The 18,543-nt window shown below is 50.0% G+C and carries 17 protein-coding genes, 1 tRNA gene and 1 pseudogene; 5 read left to right on the top strand and 14 right to left on the bottom strand.

Features of this window, described 5'->3' with window-relative positions; all coding sequences use genetic code 11:
• Positions 1 to 172: 172 nt before the first annotated feature.
• Positions 173 to 249: transfer RNA gene (locus tag DFR42_RS05805), tRNA-Val, on the bottom strand.
• A 201-nt stretch (positions 250 to 450) separates the two neighbouring features.
• Between DFR42_RS05805 and DFR42_RS05810 the strand changes: the two genes are divergently transcribed.
• A complete protein-coding gene (locus DFR42_RS05810; RefSeq protein ID WP_110253945.1) occupies positions 451 to 1,386 on the top strand; it encodes a cation diffusion facilitator family transporter in 936 nt (311 codons plus the stop codon).
• Positions 1,387 to 1,447: 61 nt separating this feature from the next.
• Here the strand turns inward: DFR42_RS05810 and DFR42_RS05815 are convergent, their stop codons facing one another.
• From DFR42_RS05815 to DFR42_RS05825, 3 genes are read right to left on the bottom strand one after another with little or no spacing between them, the layout of a single operon-like run.
• Positions 1,448 to 3,685, bottom strand: a complete 2,238-nt coding sequence (locus tag DFR42_RS05815; RefSeq protein WP_110253946.1) for a RelA/SpoT family protein — start codon at positions 3,683 to 3,685, stop codon at positions 1,448 to 1,450.
• A gap of 5 nt (positions 3,686 to 3,690) precedes the next feature.
• Positions 3,691 to 4,041 carry a RidA family protein gene (locus tag DFR42_RS05820; protein WP_110253947.1) on the bottom strand — a complete coding sequence of 117 codons (351 nt, stop codon included), beginning with the start codon at positions 4,039 to 4,041 and terminating at the stop codon, positions 3,691 to 3,693.
• A gap of 7 nt (positions 4,042 to 4,048) precedes the next feature.
• Complete coding sequence (locus tag DFR42_RS05825) at positions 4,049 to 4,918, bottom strand: alpha/beta fold hydrolase (protein ID WP_245936838.1); 870 nt, start codon at positions 4,916 to 4,918, stop codon at positions 4,049 to 4,051.
• A gap of 206 nt (positions 4,919 to 5,124) precedes the next feature.
• Between DFR42_RS05825 and DFR42_RS05830 the strand changes: the two genes are divergently transcribed.
• The gene (locus tag DFR42_RS05830) at positions 5,125 to 5,919 is read left to right on the top strand and encodes a 3-hydroxybutyrate dehydrogenase (protein ID WP_110253948.1); all 795 of its coding nucleotides are present in this window, start codon (positions 5,125 to 5,127) and stop codon (positions 5,917 to 5,919) included.
• 164 nt (positions 5,920 to 6,083) lie between these two features.
• Complete coding sequence (locus DFR42_RS05835) at positions 6,084 to 6,608, top strand: DUF3617 domain-containing protein (protein WP_170133417.1); 525 nt, start codon at positions 6,084 to 6,086, stop codon at positions 6,606 to 6,608.
• 122 nt (positions 6,609 to 6,730) lie between these two features.
• Here the strand turns inward: DFR42_RS05835 and DFR42_RS05840 are convergent, their stop codons facing one another.
• Together DFR42_RS05840 and DFR42_RS05845 are read right to left on the bottom strand one after the other, a co-directional pair.
• On the bottom strand, positions 6,731 to 7,372 hold the full coding sequence (locus DFR42_RS05840; protein WP_110253950.1) for a CoA transferase subunit B: 642 nt from the start codon (positions 7,370 to 7,372) through the stop codon (positions 6,731 to 6,733).
• An 18-nt stretch (positions 7,373 to 7,390) separates the two neighbouring features.
• Positions 7,391 to 8,092, bottom strand: a complete 702-nt coding sequence (locus DFR42_RS05845) for a CoA transferase subunit A (RefSeq protein ID WP_110253951.1) — start codon at positions 8,090 to 8,092, stop codon at positions 7,391 to 7,393.
• A gap of 180 nt (positions 8,093 to 8,272) precedes the next feature.
• Here DFR42_RS05845 and DFR42_RS05850 point away from each other — a divergent pair, with 180 nt between their 5' ends.
• The gene (locus tag DFR42_RS05850) at positions 8,273 to 8,833 is read left to right on the top strand and encodes a LuxR C-terminal-related transcriptional regulator (protein ID WP_110253952.1); all 561 of its coding nucleotides are present in this window, start codon (positions 8,273 to 8,275) and stop codon (positions 8,831 to 8,833) included.
• A gap of 40 nt (positions 8,834 to 8,873) precedes the next feature.
• Here the strand turns inward: DFR42_RS05850 and DFR42_RS05855 are convergent, their stop codons facing one another.
• Positions 8,874 to 9,335 carry an acyl-CoA thioesterase gene (locus DFR42_RS05855; RefSeq protein WP_110253953.1) on the bottom strand — a complete coding sequence of 154 codons (462 nt, stop codon included), beginning with the start codon at positions 9,333 to 9,335 and terminating at the stop codon, positions 8,874 to 8,876.
• A complete protein-coding gene (locus DFR42_RS05860) occupies positions 9,332 to 10,108 on the bottom strand; it encodes an SDR family oxidoreductase (RefSeq protein WP_110253954.1) in 777 nt (258 codons plus the stop codon). Before DFR42_RS05860 ends, DFR42_RS05855 begins: the two co-directional genes overlap by 4 nt.
• A 343-nt stretch (positions 10,109 to 10,451) precedes the next feature.
• Between DFR42_RS05860 and DFR42_RS05865 the strand changes: the two genes are divergently transcribed.
• Positions 10,452 to 12,074 carry an electron transfer flavoprotein-ubiquinone oxidoreductase gene (locus tag DFR42_RS05865; RefSeq protein WP_110253955.1) on the top strand — a complete coding sequence of 541 codons (1,623 nt, stop codon included), beginning with the start codon at positions 10,452 to 10,454 and terminating at the stop codon, positions 12,072 to 12,074.
• Positions 12,075 to 12,289: 215 nt separating this feature from the next.
• On the opposite strand, the gene DFR42_RS05870 is transcribed toward DFR42_RS05865, so the two are convergent.
• From DFR42_RS05870 to nuoL, 6 genes and pseudogenes are all read right to left on the bottom strand, one after another.
• The gene (locus DFR42_RS05870) at positions 12,290 to 12,856 is read right to left on the bottom strand and encodes an NUDIX domain-containing protein (RefSeq protein ID WP_110253956.1); all 567 of its coding nucleotides are present in this window, start codon (positions 12,854 to 12,856) and stop codon (positions 12,290 to 12,292) included.
• Positions 12,849 to 13,097 (bottom strand): DUF2818 family protein, encoded by a 249-nt coding sequence (locus DFR42_RS29685; RefSeq protein ID WP_425450869.1) that lies wholly within the window; start codon positions 13,095 to 13,097, stop codon positions 12,849 to 12,851. Before DFR42_RS29685 ends, DFR42_RS05870 begins: the two co-directional genes overlap by 8 nt.
• 129 nt (positions 13,098 to 13,226) lie before the next feature.
• A pseudogene (locus DFR42_RS29990) lies at positions 13,227 to 13,316 on the bottom strand (DUF2818 family protein); the annotation flags it as partial.
• Between the two features lie 10 nt (positions 13,317 to 13,326).
• Positions 13,327 to 14,811: an NADH-quinone oxidoreductase subunit NuoN gene (gene nuoN, locus DFR42_RS05880; RefSeq protein WP_110253958.1), complete on the bottom strand. Its 1,485-nt coding sequence runs from the start codon at positions 14,809 to 14,811 to the stop codon at positions 13,327 to 13,329.
• A 73-nt stretch (positions 14,812 to 14,884) separates the two neighbouring features.
• Complete coding sequence (locus tag DFR42_RS05885; RefSeq protein WP_110253959.1) at positions 14,885 to 16,378, bottom strand: NADH-quinone oxidoreductase subunit M; 1,494 nt, start codon at positions 16,376 to 16,378, stop codon at positions 14,885 to 14,887.
• Between the two features lie 26 nt (positions 16,379 to 16,404).
• Positions 16,405 to 18,480 (bottom strand): NADH-quinone oxidoreductase subunit L, encoded by a 2,076-nt coding sequence (gene nuoL, locus DFR42_RS05890; RefSeq protein WP_110253960.1) that lies wholly within the window; start codon positions 18,478 to 18,480, stop codon positions 16,405 to 16,407.
• Positions 18,481 to 18,543: the final 63 nt, after the last annotated feature.

Below are 18,543 nucleotides of genomic sequence, written 5' to 3' on the forward strand. Positions count from 1 at the left end.
AAAACGCAGACGAAAAAAAAGCACGGCTAGCCGTGCTTTTTCAGTTTGTTTCAAACGAAAAGTATCCTCGACTAGAGTCGCTCCCAAACCAGTTTAGTGGTAGTTCGCGGTGTCATAACCAGGGATGCCTTTCTCGCTCTTAACTATAATGTTTTAATAATTTTAAAATCTTTGGTAGGCACGATTGGACTCGAACCAACGACCCCTACCATGTCAAGGTAGTGCTCTAACCAGCTGAGCTACGCGCCTAAGAAACAAGAGTATAGCAGAGCCTTAACGAAAATTGCTAGCCCCCACGGCAAAATATTTCCCACTCCTATAAATGCCCGCAGCTTTATCCACCCAACCACTGCGCTCCCATAGCAAGGAACTGCCACACATATCCTTCTATATATAGGGGCAGCACATTCGGCTACACTACTGCCATGTTTAACACGCAGCCTATTCCACATGACTGAGCATATCCACCATCAGAACAGCGATCATCTGCACGATCACCGGCGCGGCGATGCCGAGCACAGGCATTATTTTGAAAACCGCAGCCAGAAAATCCTTGCCTGGGCCCTGGGCCTGACTCTGAGTTTTGCCGGTGTCGAAGTAACGTTTGGTTTTATCTCCAATTCCCTCGCCCTGATCTCTGATGCTGGCCATATGGTGACGGATGCCGCCGCCCTGGGACTGGCCCTGCTGGCACAAATCATCGCCAAGCGCCCACCTACGGCAAAAAACTCTTTTGGCTTTGGCCGCGCAGAAGCACTCGCCGCCTTTGTGAATGGTCTGGCCATGCTATGCATCGTTGCCTGGATATGCATAGAAGCGATAAAAAGATTTTCTGCGCCAGAAACCGTGCAAGGAGGCACAGTCATGCTGGTTGCAGGCATAGGTCTGGCGATCAATATCGTCGTCGCCTGGGTGCTGTCACATGACAAGGAAAGCGTGAATACCAAGGCTGCCCTGGTTCACGTCATGGGGGATTTACTGGGCTCTATAGCCGCGATCATTTCTGGCGCAGTGATTTATAAAACTGGCTGGATGCAAATCGATCCTTTGCTCTCGATTTTTGTTTCCCTGCTGATTTTGAAATCCACCTTCTCGGTGTTAAAGGAGTCTTACCACTTCCTGATGGAAGGTGTGCCGCACCATATAGACTATATGCAGATCGGTACCGATCTGGAAGATATAAGCGGCGTACTGTCCGTCCACGATTTGCATGTATGGGAAATGTCACCTGGCTACCCTGCCCTGATTGGCCACCTGGAAATCGAAGACCTCAGCGCCTGGCCACGCATACTGCAAAGCGTCAAGGCCATGCTACTCAGCAAGCACGGCATCGATCACATTACCTTGCAGGCGGAAGTCGCCGACAGCGAAGAATATCAAGACTAGGAATGCAAACACGGGATGAAAATCATCCCGTGAAGCAATTTAATTCTGATTCAACTCCAATTCAATTCCTGCGCACTTCCAGCACACCACTGACTTCATGTAAGACATGCAGTGCCTTTTGCAATTGCGTCGTGCCGCCTATTTCCACAGTAAATGACATACGCGCCTGCGCTTTTGCACTTTGGGTATTGACGCCTATCACATTGATTTTTTCACGGGAGAACACTTCGGAAATATCACGCAACAAGCCCTGGCGGTCTTGCGCCAGCACGAAGATATCAACTGGATAAACAGTGTCCCTGCCGTGATCGCCCCAGGTGGTTTGTATAACGCGCTCAGGTGCCTTATTGCGCATCTCGGCAAAATTCTTGCAGCTTAGGCGATGTATGGAAACACCTTTGCCGCGCGTAACAAAACCGACGATATCATCTGGCGGTGCTGGTTTACAACAGCGCGCCAGTTGGGTCATCAAACCTTCAGTACCCACCACCAGCACACCAGATTTGGCCCCTTGCGTGACGCTGGATGCACGGCTTTTATTGGTAAAGCTGAGTTCATCCGGCTCAACTTCAGGTACATTTTCCCGCAAGACTGTTTCAATTTGTCTTAGGCTGAATTCATCTTTACCAACGGAGAGGAAAAGATCATTGACATCAGCAAAACCAAGCTTGCGCGCCAGCTCTTCAAGATTGACTGCAGTCTTGCCTTCGCGCTGCAGAGTCTTTTCAACCAGAGCACGGCCATTCGACAGTGTTTCTTCCTGATCAATGGCATTGAACCAGGCACGTATCTTGGTACGGGTACGGGTGCTGGCAGAATAATCTGGCGAGAGCCAGTCACGTGATGGGCCTGCCTGGGAAGAACCAACCTTAAGTGTAATGATCTCTACTGTCTGGCCATTTTGCAAGGGCGTATTCAACGGCACCATGACATTATCAACTCGCGCCCCACGGCAGCGATGACCAACATCGGTATGCAGGTGATAGGCAAAATCGACAGGTGTGGAATTACAGGGCAACTCTATGACGCGTGCCTGCGGAGTCAGCACATAGATTCTGTCGTCCAGGCTGGCGGCCTTGAGTTTTTCTACCCATTCGCGCTGCAGCTCTTCTTGCTCGACGACGACATCGGTGACATCAGTTTTCCAGGCCAGCAATTGTCTAAGCCAAGCGATTTTCTCATCGTATTCCTGAGCTGAAAAATTCGAACCGCCCGACTCTTTATAGCGCCAGTGCGCCGCCACACCATATTCTGCGAACTGATGCATTTCACGCGTACGTATCTGCACTTCCAGCGGCCTGCCATCTTCCACCACCACGACCGTATGCAATGACTTGTAGCCATTCGGTTTCGGGCGTGAAATATAGTCGTCAAACTCTTTGGGTATCGGTGTCCAGGCATTGTGGACCAGGCCCAGGACAGTATAGCAATCCTTGATGTCATCAACGATGACACGGAAGGCGCGCACGTCATACAACTCGTCAAAGTTGACTGACTTGCCCTTCATTTTTTTCCAGATACTGTAGATATGTTTGGGGCGGCCCGACACTTCTGCCTTGACGCCAGCTATCTGCAATTCCTTGTTCAGTCTTTCTATCGCATTGACAACAAAGCTTTCACGCTCCAGACGCTTTTCTTCCAGCATCTTGGCAATGCGCTTGTACTGCACAGGCTCCAGGAAGCGGAAAGACAGATCTTCCAGTTCCCATTTGAGTTGCCATACGCCGAGACGGTTTGCCAGCGGCGCGTACAAGTCCATGGTTTCACTGGCATATTGCTGAGCCGCGCCATCTTCGCGCTTGCATTCAGCAAAATAACGCAAGGTAGTTACCCGGGATGCCAGACGCACCAGCACCACGCGCATGTCGGTGGCCATGGCAAGCACCATCTTGCGCAGGGTTTCCATCTGACTGGCGGCTTTTTCAGCGGCGTCTTTGCCGCGGCCTACGTCATGCTGCGTCAAAGCGGCTTCCCTCAACTTCATCAGACGGCGTATGCCAGTGACGAGATCGGCGATTTCCTTGCCGAAGCGGATTTCTATCTGCTCTGCTGCAATCGGGTTCAGTTCTGGCAATTCAAACAGGATGGCAGCGATACGGGTATCAACATCGGTACGCAACATGGCCAGCGTCGCCACTACACCATTAACAAACTGCAGGGCGTTTTGCTCTGTGATCACGCATTTACTGGCATACAGCGGTGTCACGTATTCCAGGGCAGCCATGACGCGCTCAGCGTCGGCCTCGGACAAGCCTTCCAGCAAAGCGGCTTCTGTTGCTGTAGTCGAGATTGATACCATATGATTTATATCTGTGCTGCAGTGACAACGACCTCTATAAGCCAGTCAGGATTGGCCAGCCTGGCTTCTACCGTGGCACGTGGTGGTGAATTACCCTGGGCAACCCAGGCATCCCATACCTGGTTCATGCTGCCTATCAGACTGATATCAGACAAGAATATCTGGCAACTGAGTATGCGTGACTTGTCGCTACCCGCTTCTGCCAGCAAGCGGTCGATATGGGCCAGCACTTGCGCTGTTTGTCCTGTTATATCCTGCGTGGCGTCATCTGGAATTTGTCCGGCAAGATAAACGACCTTATTAAAAATCGCAGTTTCTGACAAACGCGGGCCTACGTGAAATCTTTGGATACTCATGTTTTTCTTAATTTTGGTTCAATAAAAAATCAACAGCCACTGCGATCTGCTCAGGCTGGAGGAAAGTTGGGGCATGTCCCACACCAGCAAATTCCACCAACCGCGCACGCGGGCCACGCTGCGTCATCTCTTGCGCCGATTCAGCAGTCAGCAAATCTGACTCTGCCCCACGTACCAGCAAGGTCGGGCACTGTATTGCATCATACGCCGCCCACAGCATGGTCTGGGCAATTGCTGCCAGTTCTGGTGTACTGGCCTTGATAGGCTGCGCGAGACCCAGGTCATAGTGTCTCACCCATTGCCCTTGCTCATTTTGACGCAAGACATCGCGCGCCAGTTTTTCCCACTGAGCATCACTATGCGGGCCAAAGGAAATTGAGATCGCCTTGATGTAGGCTTGCGCTTCTTCAAAGCTGTCAAAGCGCACATCCTGACCTATGTAATCACCTATCCTGGCTAAAGCATCAGGATTGAGCACTGGCCCCACATCATTAATGATCATTTTTTTGATGGGGTTGTCAGGTAAGCTCGCAAGACTCATGCCTATCAGGCCACCCATGGATGTACCAAACCAGTGCACGGTTTCAGCATCCAGTCGCGCCAGCAGGTTGACCATGTCACTGACATATTGCGGTATCTGGTAATGCATGGGATTGCGCAAACGGCCTGAATAACCACGTCCAACTACATCAGGGCACACTACGCGGTATTCCTGGCACAGGGCCTGAGCCAGGGAATCAAAATCCTCGGCCACGCGCGTCACACCGTGAACGCAGACTAAAACCTTGGGATTAAGCGGGTCGCCCCACTCTTTATAAGACATGGTGTGCAAGCCGGTAGGCGAGATACATTGCACTGATTTGCGTCTGGCCTGCATGGATTATCCTCGTGAACAGTATTTTTACTAGCGCTTATGACCGACATTTTACCGTTCGTTACGCTTAAAATCATTGTTAACTGTTGGATTGCATGTTTTTTTAACAAATTCGGTCTTGCAGCCACTGGCATTAACACAATATACCGAATTATACGATCAGCAGTTTTTTTGCATCCCTTGCACAAAATCACAACTCAGGAGTCTATATGTCAGCAACTTCCCTCAAAGGCAAAACCGCACTGGTTACAGGTTCTACATCTGGCATAGGATTGGGCATAGCCCGCTCCCTGGCTGCAGAAGGCGCCAATATCGTCTTCAATGGTTTTGGCGACAGGCAAGAGATACAAGCCCTGCAAACTGCAGTGGAAAATGAATTTGATGTCAAAACAGCCTATCACAATGCTGACATGAGCAAGGCAGCCGAGATTGAAGCAATGATGAACTTCGCCAGCACTACTTTCGGTGGCGTTGATATCCTGGTTAATAATGCTGGCATACAGCATGTGGCCAATATTGAAGACTTCCCAGTAGAAAAATGGGATGCCATCATTGCCATCAACCTGACCTCCAGCTTCCACACCACCCGCCTGGCCTTGCCTTCCATGAAGCAAAAAAACTGGGGCCGCATCATCAACCTGGCCTCTGTACATGGACTGGTTGCCTCCGCCCAAAAATCTGCCTATGTGGCAGCCAAACACGGCCTGGTTGGCTTTACCAAGACCACGGCACTGGAAACGGCTGATACAGGTATTACCTGCAATGCCATTTGCCCGGGCTGGGTGTTGACGCCACTGGTACAAAAACAGGTGGATGATCGCGCTGCAAAAGAAGGCGTAGACAATGACACAGCAAAAAAACGCCTGCTGGCAGAAAAACAGCCATCCGGTGAATTTGTGACACCAGAGCAATTAGGTGCACTTGCCGTGTTCTTTTGCAGTGAAGCTGGTAACCAGATACGTGGCGTCGCCTGGAATATGGATGGCGGCTGGGTTGCCCAGTAATTCGTCCAATACACCTGATCATCAAACAGCCAGCTATCTATTCATGAGCCGACAGCTGGTTTGCCACTTGGCTGGACAAAGAAGCGACATTTGCAATCTTTTTGCTTTCGTCGCTCTTTTTTCGAATGTATAGTGCCATTACATTGTCGAAACGGGAGCCTCTCATGCATATTCTCGCACGCCTTGCTGGCATTTCAGCCATGTTGATGGCGGCTACGACCAGTCTGGCCGCAGACAGAATGAAACCAGGTCTGTGGGAAATGACGATGAAGTCCGATGCCATGAAGGCCATGCCCCAAATTCCGCCAGAACAACTGGAAAAGATGAAGCAGATGGGCGTCAAAATACCCGTCATGCAAAATGGTGCGATGACGCATAAGGTCTGCTACACCAAAGAAATGGTAGAACAGGACAAACCACCTTCCAGCGGACGTGAGCAACAGTGCCAAAGCAAGAACTTCACCCGTTCAGGCAATACCTATACAGGTGATATCGTCTGCGACATGCCCGAAATGAAAGGCACAGGCAATGTCAAAGGCAGTTTCAGCCCGGATAGCATGACTTCGGTTTATGATTTCAAGGGCGTTTCTCATAGCAAACCTGTTAGCCAGCATATGGAAACTACCGGCAGGTGGCTGGGCAATGATTGTGGCGATGTAAAGCCGCCCATGATGCCGCAGAAAAAATAAATCTCTCTACTTCCCGGGGCCTTGAGCCAGGCACTAAACACTGAACACTAGACACCATATATCAAACGAAAAAGCCGCTATTCAGCGGCTTTTTTGCTTACAGATTGCTTGAATCATCCTTATCAGGCAACAGCACTGACATCCAGTGTTGCCTCTGTCTTGGCGATGATTTCTTCCTTGCTGACACCGGTAGCCAATTCAACCAGCTTGAGACCTGCTGGCGTGACATCAATAACACCAAGATCAGTAATGATGCGATTGACCACACCTACGCCTGTCAAAGGCAGGTTACAAGCCTTCAGTATCTTGTGCGCATCACCCTTGGCAACATGTTCCATCAGCACCACGACGCGGCCTACGCCAGCCACCAGGTCCATCGCGCCACCCATGCCCTTGACCATCTTGCCAGGAATCATCCAGTTGGCCAGGTCGCCATGTTCACTGACCTGCATCGCACCCAGGATAGCCAAGTTGATTTTGCCACCACGTATCATGGCGAAAGAGTCAGCCGAGCTGAATATGGATGAACCAGGCAAGGTTGTTACCGTTTGCTTGCCAGCATTGATCATGTCGGGATCAACTTCTTCTTCGGTCGGGAAAGGGCCTATGCCCAGCAAGCCGTTTTCTGACTGCAACCAGACTTCCATGCCTTGTGGCACATGGTTGGCTACCAGGGTGGGCAAACCTATACCCAGATTGACGTAAAAGCCGTCTTGCAATTCTTGTGCTGCACGCGCAGCCATTTCATCACGATTCCATGCCATGTCTTGTCTCCTGCTATCTTAATTCGATGGGCGTACGGTACGCTGTTCTATACGTTTTTCTGGTGTAGCATTGACAACGATACGTTGTACAAAAATGCCTGGTGTATGAACTTCATCCGGGTCCAGCTCACCAATTTCTACCAGTACCTCAACCTCGACCACCGTGATCTTGCCTGCCATCGCCACATTGGGATTGAAGTTGCGCGCCGTCTTGCGATACACCAGGTTACCGGCCTTGTCAGCCTTCCAGGCCTTGACCAGGGATACGTCGGATACCAGCGAACGTTCCATCACATATTTTTGGCCATCGAATTCGCGGATTTCCTTGCCATCAGCAACGATGGTGCCTACACCAGTCTTGGTGAAGAAAGCCGGGATACCGGCACCGCCAGCGCGCAATTTTTCTGCCAGGGTGCCTTGTGGCGTGAATTCCAGTTCCAGCTCACCAGCCAGGTATTGGCGTTCGAATTCCTTGTTTTCACCTACATAGGATGAAATCATTTTCTTGATCTGACGGGTCGTCAGCAACTGGCCCAGGCCAAAACCGTCAACACCGGCATTATTTGAAATGGCAGTCAGCTCCTTGACGCCAGAATCGCGCAAGGCAGCAATCAGTGCCTCAGGTATGCCACACAGACCGAAACCGCCCACGGCGATGGTCTGACCATCCTTGATAATGCCAGCCAGAGCACTGGCTGCGTCAGGATAAACTTTGTCCATAATGTCCCCTCTCCAGGTTGTAAATCGATATTTCTTTTGTCAAATGGCTGCCAACAAAATACAGTGAACAGCCAAGCAAATCATTAGTCTTACAGGATATGATGCTGCGTTATACTGCGCAATACCGTAAAAATACGCCTTTACTGCATCAACAACATTAATGTCAGCGGATCATTGGAAATGAATGTCGTACAGCCCATCGATTTTGAATCCATATTTCAACATGCGCCTGTCGGTATGTGCGTGTCACAAAACCGTATTATCCATGCCTGCAATGATGATCTGGCTAAAATGTTTGGCTATCAAAAAGATGAATTGCTGGGCCAGTCATTTTTGGTGCTCTACCCCAGCCCCGATGAATTTGAGCGTACCGGCGCACGCATCACTCCCATCATGAATGCCAAAGGCTATTACTCTGATGAACGCATCATGAAGCGCGCCAATCAGGACCTGTTCTGGTGCCATGTTTCTGGCCGTGGCCTGAACAAGGACAACCCGCATGCCGCCGGCATCTGGACTTTTGAAGACCTGAGCTCCAAACGCCCTGTCACTGCCGAATTGACGCCGCGTGAGCGCGAAATTGCTGCTCTGCTGGTGGAGGGCAAGACCAGCAAGCTGATCGCCCGCCAGATTGACCTCAGCCCACGAACCGTGGAAATGCACAGGGCCAAACTCATGCGCAAGTTTAATTCAGCGACTTCCAGCGAACTGGTGCATAAGCTGCTGGGCATCATGCGTTGAGCGGCGCAACAAACGATATCAGACTTGCCAGGCTTTGAACTTAAACCTTTACGGCCCTGGGTCTACGTTTTGCAACTTTGATTTCACTGAGTTTTTGCTTGATCGCTTCAGGCAAGACTTCAGATTTGCCGGTCTCGGCTGACACCCAGACAACTTTGGCCCCGCCTTCTGCATACAGGGCATAGCCATCACCGACTGAACGCATTTCCTGTATGGTTTCAAAACTGCTGCGACCCGCTGCGCCGATATAGGTACACACTTCCACCTGCCCCGGATACTTCAGAGGCTTCTTGAAAGTGCAATAGGCATTGACGATGACAGGGCCATTACCTTTTTCATCCGGCAGACAACCCATCATACTGAGCCACTCAATACGCGCCTGCTCCATATAGCGAAAATACACGGTATTGTTGACATGGCCCATGGCATCCATATCGCCCCACCTGATAGGAATGGTGACGGTATAGACCAGCTTCTTTTCCGTAACCTTATTTTCTATCATTGCACGCTCATGCCATCGTCTGCAGTCACAATCGCGCCGTTCAGGAAACGTGATTCTTCGGCTGCCAGCAAAAGCAGCAGGCCATCCAGGTCTTCTGGCGTGCCTACGCGTTTCCTTGGCAGCATATCGACCAATTTTTGGCCTGCATCTGTAGAAAAATAATCGGAATTGATTTCAGTTGAAATATAGCCGGGGCAAATCGCATTGACGTTGATGCCATACTTGCCCCACTCCACTGCCATGGACTTGGTCATATGCACGACCGCAGCCTTGCTCATGCAATAAATACCTATCTGCGGCAAAATACGCAAACCAGCTACTGAAGCGATATTGATGATGCGATGCTGTTTTTTAGGGTCGCCCTTGTGACGGGCAATCATGCGCTTGGCAGCTTCCTGCGCCACAAAGAAAGCACCACGCTGGTTAGTGTCCATGACATAGGCATAATCGTCCGGCGTGACATCGACCAGGCGTTGCGTGGTTGATACACCAGAATTATTAATCAGGATGTCGATAGGACCCGCCTCAGTCTCAGCATGGGCAATCGCCGACTTGATGCTGCCATAATCGGTTACGTCCAGGGCCACCACGTGGGCCGCACCACCTTCAGATTCAATCTCGGCACGCAATTCTTTGAGCCTATCTATACGGCGCGAAGCCAGTACAACTTGCGCGCCCGCCTGTGCCAGGACTTTTGCGAAACGCGCACCAAGGCCACTGGAAGCACCAGTAACCAGTGCAATCTTGCCTTCGAAATTGACTTCTATGCCCATCTGATTCTCCACTAATAATTTGAATAAGCGTACTACTTTCTCTACCGCTATGATGACATACTGATTATGCTTGTGTTGTATGGATTTGAATTACTTGAAGATTTTTGCAGAAATTTTCATGTCATTTCACATGATCTTGATGCACACCAAAGTTGGCTCTGCGATAATTCTGAGTATTTTATACACCCACAACAATAAAAATTCGAGCATACCCTCGCTTGCGCAATACACACACAGCAGATAACATGCTGACAGCAAATAAGCACGCTCGTTCGAAAATCTTCAGAAAGTGAAAATAGCCATGACACAAAGCATACTTGAACAGTACGGTCCTCGCGACGCAATGGAATATGACGTCGTCGTCGTCGGTGGTGGACCCGCTGGCCTGTCAGCAGCCATCAAGCTGAAGCAACTTGCAGCAGAAAAAGGCACGGAGGTGTCTGTTTGCGTACTGGAAAAAGGCGGTGAACCTGGTGCGCATATCCTGTCTGGCGCAGTCATGGACCCAAAAGCCCTGACCGAACTCTTTCCTAACTGGAAGGAAATGGGCGCCCCCCTGAACACTGAAGTGACAGAAGACCGCGTCCTGGTATTGACAGAGAAAAGTGCCATCCGCACACCTAACTGGATGCTGCCAGCCTGTTTCGAAAATCATGGCAACTACATCGTTTCGCTGGCAAATGTCACGCGCTGGCTGGGTCAGCAGGCTGAAGCACTGGGTGTGGAAGTATTCCCTGGCTTTGCCGCTGCCGAAGTCTTGTATAACGATGATGGCTCAGTCAAAGGCGTGGCGACTGGCAATATGGGCGTAGATCGCCATGGCCAACCGTCCTCCTCCTTCCAGCTCGGTATGGAACTGCATGCGAAATACACCCTGTTTGCAGAAGGCGCACGCGGCCATCTGGGCAAACAAGTCATCGCCAAATACGATTTGAGCAAGGGCAAAGATCCGCAGTCCTATGGCATAGGCATCAAGGAATTGTGGGAAATCGATCCAAAACAACATAAGCCCGGCCTGGTCGTGCACACCACCGGCTGGCCATTGATGGATCAGTACAGTGGCTCTTTCCTGTATCACCTGGAAGATAATCTGGTGGCAGTCGGCTACGTGGTTGGTCTGGCGTATGAAAACCCTTATCTGTCTCCTTACGAAGAATTCCAGCGCTTCAAGACCCACCCTTCCATCCGCACTTTCTTTGAAGGCGGCAAACGTATTTCTTATGGTGCGCGTGCGATTACTGCCGGTGGCTTGCAATCCCTGCCCAAGCTGGTGTTCCCGGGTGGCGCATTGATAGGCTGTGATGCTGGCTTCCTCAACATGAGCCGCATCAAGGGTAGCCACGCTGCAATCAAGACCGGCATGCTGGCTGCAACGGCGGCCTTTGAGGCAGTATCAGCCAACCGCCAGCATGATGAACTGAGCGCTTATTCAACAGCGTTTGAACAATCCTGGCTGCATGAAGAGTTATATACTGCCCGCAACGTCAAACCCTTGCTCAAGCGCGGCACTTATGGTTCACCACTGGTATGGCTGGATCAGGTGGTTTTGCGCGGCAAGGCACCGTGGACTCTGCATCACAGCAAGGCTGACCATGAATGCCTGCGCCCTGCTTCTGAATGCAAGCCTATTGTCTATCCAAAACCGGATGGCAAGCTGACATTTGACCGCCTGTCGTCGGTATTCATCTCGAATACCAACCATGCAGAAGACCAGCCCATACATCTGACCTTAAAAAATGCCGATGTGCCAGTGTCTGTCAACCTTGCAAAATTTGCAGGACCAGAAGCACGTTATTGCCCGGCAGGCGTGTATGAGTTCGTGAAGACAGAAGAAGGTGCAGACCGCCTGCAAATCAATGCGCAGAACTGCGTGCATTGCAAGACTTGCGATATCAAGGACCCGACGCAGAATATTGTCTGGGTGACGCCTGAAGGTGGTGGAGGACCCAATTATCCAAACATGTAGTCGAAGTTCTGATTAAGCTACTGCGCAGTGCGATTTTGAGCCTGCGATGCTCGTCGTACGTATGTACGACTGCGCTTCTTAACTCAAACTAGCCCTGCTCGCTACGCTTACTCAGAACTTCTTGACATATTAATGTCGGGAATGAGTTTCTAATGCAAAAAGCCGCTAATTAGCGGCTTTTTCGTTTTCAAGATTTCTACGACTTCAAGTTTTAATCACCACTTACCAGCCAGGATTTTCTCCAGCCAGAATGTGCCTATGACGGTTTTTACGTCAGTGATCTGGCCGGATTTAATCCAGTCCAGCATTTCTGGCAGCGTGGCAGTGAATACTTCGAGGAATTCTTCTTCATCCAGGGCGGCCTGCCCTGCTGTCAGGCCTTTGGCCAGGTAGATGTCCAGATGCTCGTCTGAATAAGCGATGGCATTGTGTATGGTGCAGATGAAAGACCAGTCACTGGCTGTATAGCCGGTTTCCTCGCGCAGCTCGCGCTGGGCGCACAGCAAGGGATCTTCACCCACATCTATTTTACCAGCGGGGAATTCTATGAAGACTTGGTGCAAGGGATAACGGAACTGTTTTTCCAGCAGAATGCGGCCATCATCAAACAAGGGGATGATGACGACGGCTCCCGGATGACGTATGTATTCACGTGTGGCAGTCTGCCCATCCGGCAAGGACACGACATCCTTATCAACCTTCAGAAAACTGCCTTCATACACCAGCTCGCTGCTGATCTTGTTTTCTCGCAGATCCAGCTTGCTGGTGATTTTTTCAGCCATGACTGCGCTTCAGGTAGCGATACACAAAACCGGGAAATGCCAATACCAGGAACAGACAGGCATTGATGGCATAAAACTCCCAGCCTTGTGGAAAGCGATTGCCTGCTGCAGATTCCAGGACAGCAGCAATCCCGCCGACACAGAAATACAGGATGATGAGCTCGAAAAGGCGCAGCCACAAGGATTTCAGCGGTGCGCCAGCACGATCCGCAGAGGCTTCAATATCACGGGATTTTTCCAGCGAACCATCACTGGAAGAAAAAACCAATCCACTTGCGCTTATATCCACAGCAGGAAAATCTGTTTTTACCCTGTTCTTTGAGGCGTCAGAGAAAATTGATTTAATGAATGAGAAGTGATGCAAAGAGATGATCGCAAAGCAACGCTCATTCAAAAAAGGCAGGTTGGCAGCGAAAACTGCCAACACAATGATCAACCAGATAGAAGCTGAATTACCCACTGTAACCGTATCAGTATTTAAGCGTGTTGGAAATGGCTTGCACGCATGCTGTCATCAATGAGCCTGGCACAATCCCCAGAACCACAACGATCAAGCCGTTCACACTCAACACCATGCGCATGTCAGTGCTGGCAACGATAGGGCTATGATCGAGCGGTTCGTCAAAGTACATGAGTTTGACGATACGCAGGTAATAGAAAGTACCGATCAGTGAGAAGGCGACGGCAACCAGAGCCAGCCACAATTTGCCAGTAGACAAAACTGCCTGCAAAACTGAAAGCTTGGCATAGAAGCCCATCATAGGCGGGATACCTGCCAGAGAGAACATCAGCAACAGCATGACCAGTGCAAACCATGGGCTACGCTTGTTCAAGCCTTTCAGGTCATCCAGATTTTCTGCCTCAAAGCCTGAACGCGCCAGCAACATGATGATGCCGAAAGTACCCAGTGTAGTCAGTACATAGGTGATGCTGTAGAACATGGAAGAACTATAAGCATCGACCGCCAGATCAGAATTGCCATTTGCCACGCCGGACAACAGGCCCAGCAACATGAAACCCATTTGCGAAATGGTGGAGTAAGCCAGCATACGCTTCAAATTGGTTTGCGCAATCGCGGTCAGGTTACCAATCGCCATAGACAAGACTGCCAGCACAACCAGCATTTGCTGCCAGTCCACCGCCAGCGGGAACAGGCCCTCTACCAGCAAACGGAAGGTGATTGCAAATGCCGCCAGTTTAGGTGCGCCACCCAGCAGCAAAGTCACCGCAGTTGGTGCCCCCTGATACACGTCAGGCACCCACATATGGAAAGGTACAACACCCAGCTTGAAGGCCAAACCAGCTACCAGGAAAACAATACCGAATACCAGAATAGTTTTGTTGGCTGTTGCAGTGGCAGTCACTTTAACGACTTCACTCAATTGCAGGGAACCAGTAGCGCCGTACAACATGGAAATACCATACAACATGAAACCGGAAGCCAGCGCACCCAGGATGAAATACTTCATTGCTGCTTCAGTAGAAACAGTATGGTCACGACGCAGAGCAACCAGGGCATACAGCGCCAGGGACATCAATTCCAGACCAAGATAAATTACCAGGAAATTATTACCGGAAATCATCACCATCTGGCCCAGCAAGGCGAACAGCGCCAGCACATAGTATTCGCCACCCAGATGCGTGTTCGTCATGGCGCGGTCGCTGACATACTGACGTGAGTAGATCAGGGTAATGCCTACCGCAATATAAGAGAACAATTTCAGCAATACTGACATGGGGTCAGAAACAAACATATTATTACTGACGTATTCAGACTTCACCGGATCAGCGAATAACACCGTCAGGACACCACAGATCGTCAATGCCAGTATGCTGAGCACATAAGTCACATTGCGTTTGCTGTCAGGCAAAAACATATCTATCAGCAAGATGCCGCAAATAGCCAGCAGCAAAAAGATTTCAGGGTAAAGTGGTATCAGGTTCATATTATTCATTTTTTACTAGCATTGATCTGCTGCCACGACTATCTGATGCAGACTGCCGTGGCTCGCGTATCCAAATTCCTGGTCAGGGTGTCAGCTTGGGAACTGCCACATGTCTCAACAGATCAGCTACTGAGACCTGCATTGCATCTGTAAATGGTGCCGGATACAAACCCATCACCAGTACCGCTATTGCCAACACACCCAGCATGAAGAATTCACGTTTGTTCAAATCGCTCAGGTGTGCTACATGTTCATTCGTGATATTGCCAAACACCACCCGTTTGACCATCCACAATGAGTAGGCTGCACCAAAAATCAGGGCTGTTGCTGCCAGCATGCCTATCCAGAAATTGAATTGCACTGCACCCAGGATCACCATGAACTCACCAACGAAACCGGACGTTGCTGGCAAGCCGCAGTTAGCCATGGAGAACAAGACGAACAAGGCAGCAAATTTAGGCATGGTATGAACTACACCACCGTAGTCAGCAATTTCGCGGGAGTGTACGCGGTCATACAAGACACCGATACACAGGAACATCGCGCCGGAGATAAAGCCGTGAGAAATCATTTGCACGATAGCGCCCTGCACCGACATGTCATTAAACATGAAGAAGCCCAGAGTCACGAAACCCATATGCGCAATCGAAGAATATGCCACCAGCTTTTTCATATCCTTTTGCACCAGTGCTACCAGGCCAATATAGATAACAGCGATCAGCGACAGTGTGATCATGAAACCTGCCATGTAATGGCTGGCATCAGGTGCGATAGGCAAAGAGAAACGCAGGAAGCCATAGGCACCCAGCTTCAGCATGATGGCTGCCAGTACGACAGAACCACCAGTAGGCGCTTCCACGTGGGCATCCGGCAACCAGGTATGCACTGGCCACATAGGTACCTTGACTGCAAACGCCATCAGGAAGGCACAGAAAATCATGATCTGTGTCGTCAGCGGCAACGGCAGTTTATGCCATACCAGGATGTCGAAAGAGTGACCAGCTTTCAGGTACAGGTAAATAATGGCAACCAGCGTCAGCAGAGAACCCATCAAGGTGTACAGGAAAAACTTGAACGCTGCGTAGACGCGGTTTGGGCCACCCCATACACCAACGATGATATACATAGGGATCAGCGTGGCTTCAAAGAAGACATAGAATAACATGCCGTCAGTCGCGCAAAACACACCTATCATCAAACCAGACAAAATCAGGAAGGCCCCCATGTATTGGGAGACTTGCTTTTCTATGACTTCCCAGGCGGCAATCACGACAATCACAGTGATGAATGCGGTCAGAGGCACCAGCCACAAAGAGATGCCGTCTATGCCCAGTGCATAGAACACATTGAAGCGTTCTATCCAGCTATGCTTTTCAACAAACTGCATGCCGTGTGCAGTATTGTCAAAAAGTTTGATCAAAGGCAGTGTGACAATGAAACTGCAAATCGAACCGATCAGTGCAACACCACGCACCAGCGTAGGGTTGTTGTCACGACCAAAGGCCAGTATGAAGATACCGAAAACAATCGGTAACCAGATCGAAAGGCTAAGTAGAGTAGAAGTTGACTGCATAATAATTATCTTTTTATAGCCGTGGTCACTTATTTAGCAAAGGGAAACAGCACTGTATAAGCCAGGAAACCCATCACGCCGAGTATCATCACAAATGCATAGTGGTAAATGTAACCACTCTGCAAATGACGTATCAGTTTGGAGACCCAGCCAACCAGTTTCGCGCTGCCGTTAACAACCAGACCATCAATGAGGCCCTTGTCACCAATATTCCACAAACCTGCACCAAGTACACGCGCACCGCCAGCAAATACGATCTCATTAAAGCGATCCATGTAGTATTTGTTGTCCAGCAAAGTGTACAGCGGGCTAAATGTTTTCTTGATCGCAGCAGGAATACCAGGCTTGACCATATAGAACACATAAGCAGTCACTACACCAGCCAGTGCCAGCCAGAAAGGCAGTGTTGTAAAGGAATGCAGGCCCATTGCACCAGCACCATGGAATTCTTCTTTCAGTGCATGCATTGCATGATGAGCTTCATTGACAAAAATTACATTTTTGAAGAAGTCACCAAACAACATAGGCTCAATCGCGATCGCACCGATGAACAGCGAAGGAATTGCCAGCAAGACCAGAGGCAACCAGACAACCATCGGTGACTCATGCGGTTTTTGACCTGGAGCCAGACCATGGTGGTGGTCGTCATGATGATCATCAGCAGCATGGTGGTCGTCCTTATGTGCATTTTTATGATCATCGTGATGATCATGCGCATGCGCCTTGCCAAAGTTTTCCTTGCCATGGAAGACTAGGAAATACATACGGAAAGAATAGAAAGCCGTGACGAATACGCCTGCCAACACTGCAAACTTGGCAAAACCAGCGCCTGGCAAGTGGCTTTCCATGACTGCTTCAATAATGCTGTCCTTGGAATAGAAGCCAGACAGGAATGGCGTGCCTATCAGTGCCAGTGAACCTGCCAGGGAAGTCAGCCAGGTGATGCGCATATACTTCCACAGGCCGCCCATGTTACGGATATCCTGATCATGGTGCATGCCGATAATCACGGAACCTGCACCAAGGAACAACAGCGCCTTAAAGAAAGCATGTGTCATCAGATGGAATACCGCAACCGAGTAAGCAGAAGCACCGAGTGCCACTGTCATATAACCCAGTTGTGACAATGTGGAGTAAGCCACGACGCGCTTGATATCGTTTTGGATGATGCCCATGAAACCCATGAACAGCGCAGTAATCGCACCTATCACCAGGATGAAGGACAAGGCAGTATCAGACAACTCAAACAATGGTGACATGCGTGACACCATGAAGATACCGGCGGTAACCATGGTTGCCGCGTGGATCAGTGCAGAAATCGGGGTTGGGCCTTCCATGGAATCTGGCAACCAGACATGCAGAGGGAATTGTGCAGACTTACCCATCGCGCCGATGAACAGGCAGATACAGGCAACCGTGATCAGCATCCAGTCTGTATGTGGCAGCAACATGGCTGCGAGTTCATTTTTCTTGGCGAATACTTCAACATAGTTCATGGAACCGGTATTAGCGACCAGCAAGCCTATGCCCAGAATGAAACCAAAGTCACCGACACGGTTGACCAGAAAGGCTTTCATGTTGGCGTAGATCGCTGTTGGTTTGGTGTACCAGAAGCCAATCAGCAAATAAGAAACCAGACCCACAGCTTCCCAGCCAAAGAACAATTGCAGGAAGTTGTTACTCATTACCAGCATCAGCATGGCAAATGTGAACAGGGAGATATACGAGAAGAAGCGGTTATAGCCTTCGTCTTCTGCCATGTAGCCTATGGTGTAGATATGTACCATCAGTGACACAAAGGTCACGACGCACATCATCATGGCTGTCAGGCTATCGACCATGAAGCCAACTTCCAGCTTCATGTTACCGACCTTCATCCATTGATACAGGGTTTCGTTATAAGTTGCGCCATCCATCACGGCTGACAAGGTCATGCAGGAGATGATCAGTGCAATCAATACACCAAGTATGGTGACTGTATGCGATACCTTGCGGCCAACCACATTGCCGAAAAACTTCGTTCCTAGCAGACCTGCAATAGCAGACCCAACCAGCGGCGCCAGTGGTACTGCCAATAATAATTGTGGGTTAAGTTGCCCCGCCATGATGACCCTTTGTTAGCTTTATTACTTTTTCTAAATCGCCAGCCTATACCGGACTGCCGGACT

The organism is Undibacterium pigrum (assembly GCF_003201815.1).
GTDB classification, from domain to species: domain Bacteria; phylum Pseudomonadota; class Gammaproteobacteria; order Burkholderiales; family Burkholderiaceae_D; genus Undibacterium; species Undibacterium pigrum.

What these genes read in the sequence shown, in the direction of transcription:
- nuoN (WP_110253958.1), bottom strand. Translation starts at nt 14,811, where the DNA reads ATGAATAATATGAACCTGATACCACTTTACCCTGAAATCTTTTTGCTG.
- DFR42_RS05870 (WP_110253956.1), bottom strand. Translation starts at nt 12,856, where the DNA reads ATGGCTGAAAAAATCACCAGCAAGCTGGATCTGCGAGAAAACAAGATC.
- DFR42_RS05865 (WP_110253955.1), top strand. Translation starts at nt 10,452, where the DNA reads ATGGAATATGACGTCGTCGTCGTCGGTGGTGGACCCGCTGGCCTGTCA.
- DFR42_RS05825 (WP_245936838.1), bottom strand. Translation starts at nt 4,918, where the DNA reads ATGCAGGCCAGACGCAAATCAGTGCAATGTATCTCGCCTACCGGCTTG.
- nuoL (WP_110253960.1), bottom strand. Translation starts at nt 18,480, where the DNA reads ATGGCGGGGCAACTTAACCCACAATTATTATTGGCAGTACCACTGGCG.
- DFR42_RS05855 (WP_110253953.1), bottom strand. Translation starts at nt 9,335, where the DNA reads ATGATAGAAAATAAGGTTACGGAAAAGAAGCTGGTCTATACCGTCACC.
- DFR42_RS05850 (WP_110253952.1), top strand. Translation starts at nt 8,273, where the DNA reads ATGAATGTCGTACAGCCCATCGATTTTGAATCCATATTTCAACATGCG.
- DFR42_RS05835 (WP_170133417.1), top strand. Translation starts at nt 6,084, where the DNA reads ATGCATATTCTCGCACGCCTTGCTGGCATTTCAGCCATGTTGATGGCG.
- DFR42_RS05830 (WP_110253948.1), top strand. Translation starts at nt 5,125, where the DNA reads ATGTCAGCAACTTCCCTCAAAGGCAAAACCGCACTGGTTACAGGTTCT.
- DFR42_RS05810 (WP_110253945.1), top strand. Translation starts at nt 451, where the DNA reads ATGACTGAGCATATCCACCATCAGAACAGCGATCATCTGCACGATCAC.
- DFR42_RS05860 (WP_110253954.1), bottom strand. Translation starts at nt 10,108, where the DNA reads ATGGGCATAGAAGTCAATTTCGAAGGCAAGATTGCACTGGTTACTGGT.
- DFR42_RS05820 (WP_110253947.1), bottom strand. Translation starts at nt 4,041, where the DNA reads ATGAGTATCCAAAGATTTCACGTAGGCCCGCGTTTGTCAGAAACTGCG.
- DFR42_RS05845 (WP_110253951.1), bottom strand. Translation starts at nt 8,092, where the DNA reads ATGGACAAAGTTTATCCTGACGCAGCCAGTGCTCTGGCTGGCATTATC.
- DFR42_RS05840 (WP_110253950.1), bottom strand. Translation starts at nt 7,372, where the DNA reads ATGGCATGGAATCGTGATGAAATGGCTGCGCGTGCAGCACAAGAATTG.
- DFR42_RS05815 (WP_110253946.1), bottom strand. Translation starts at nt 3,685, where the DNA reads ATGGTATCAATCTCGACTACAGCAACAGAAGCCGCTTTGCTGGAAGGC.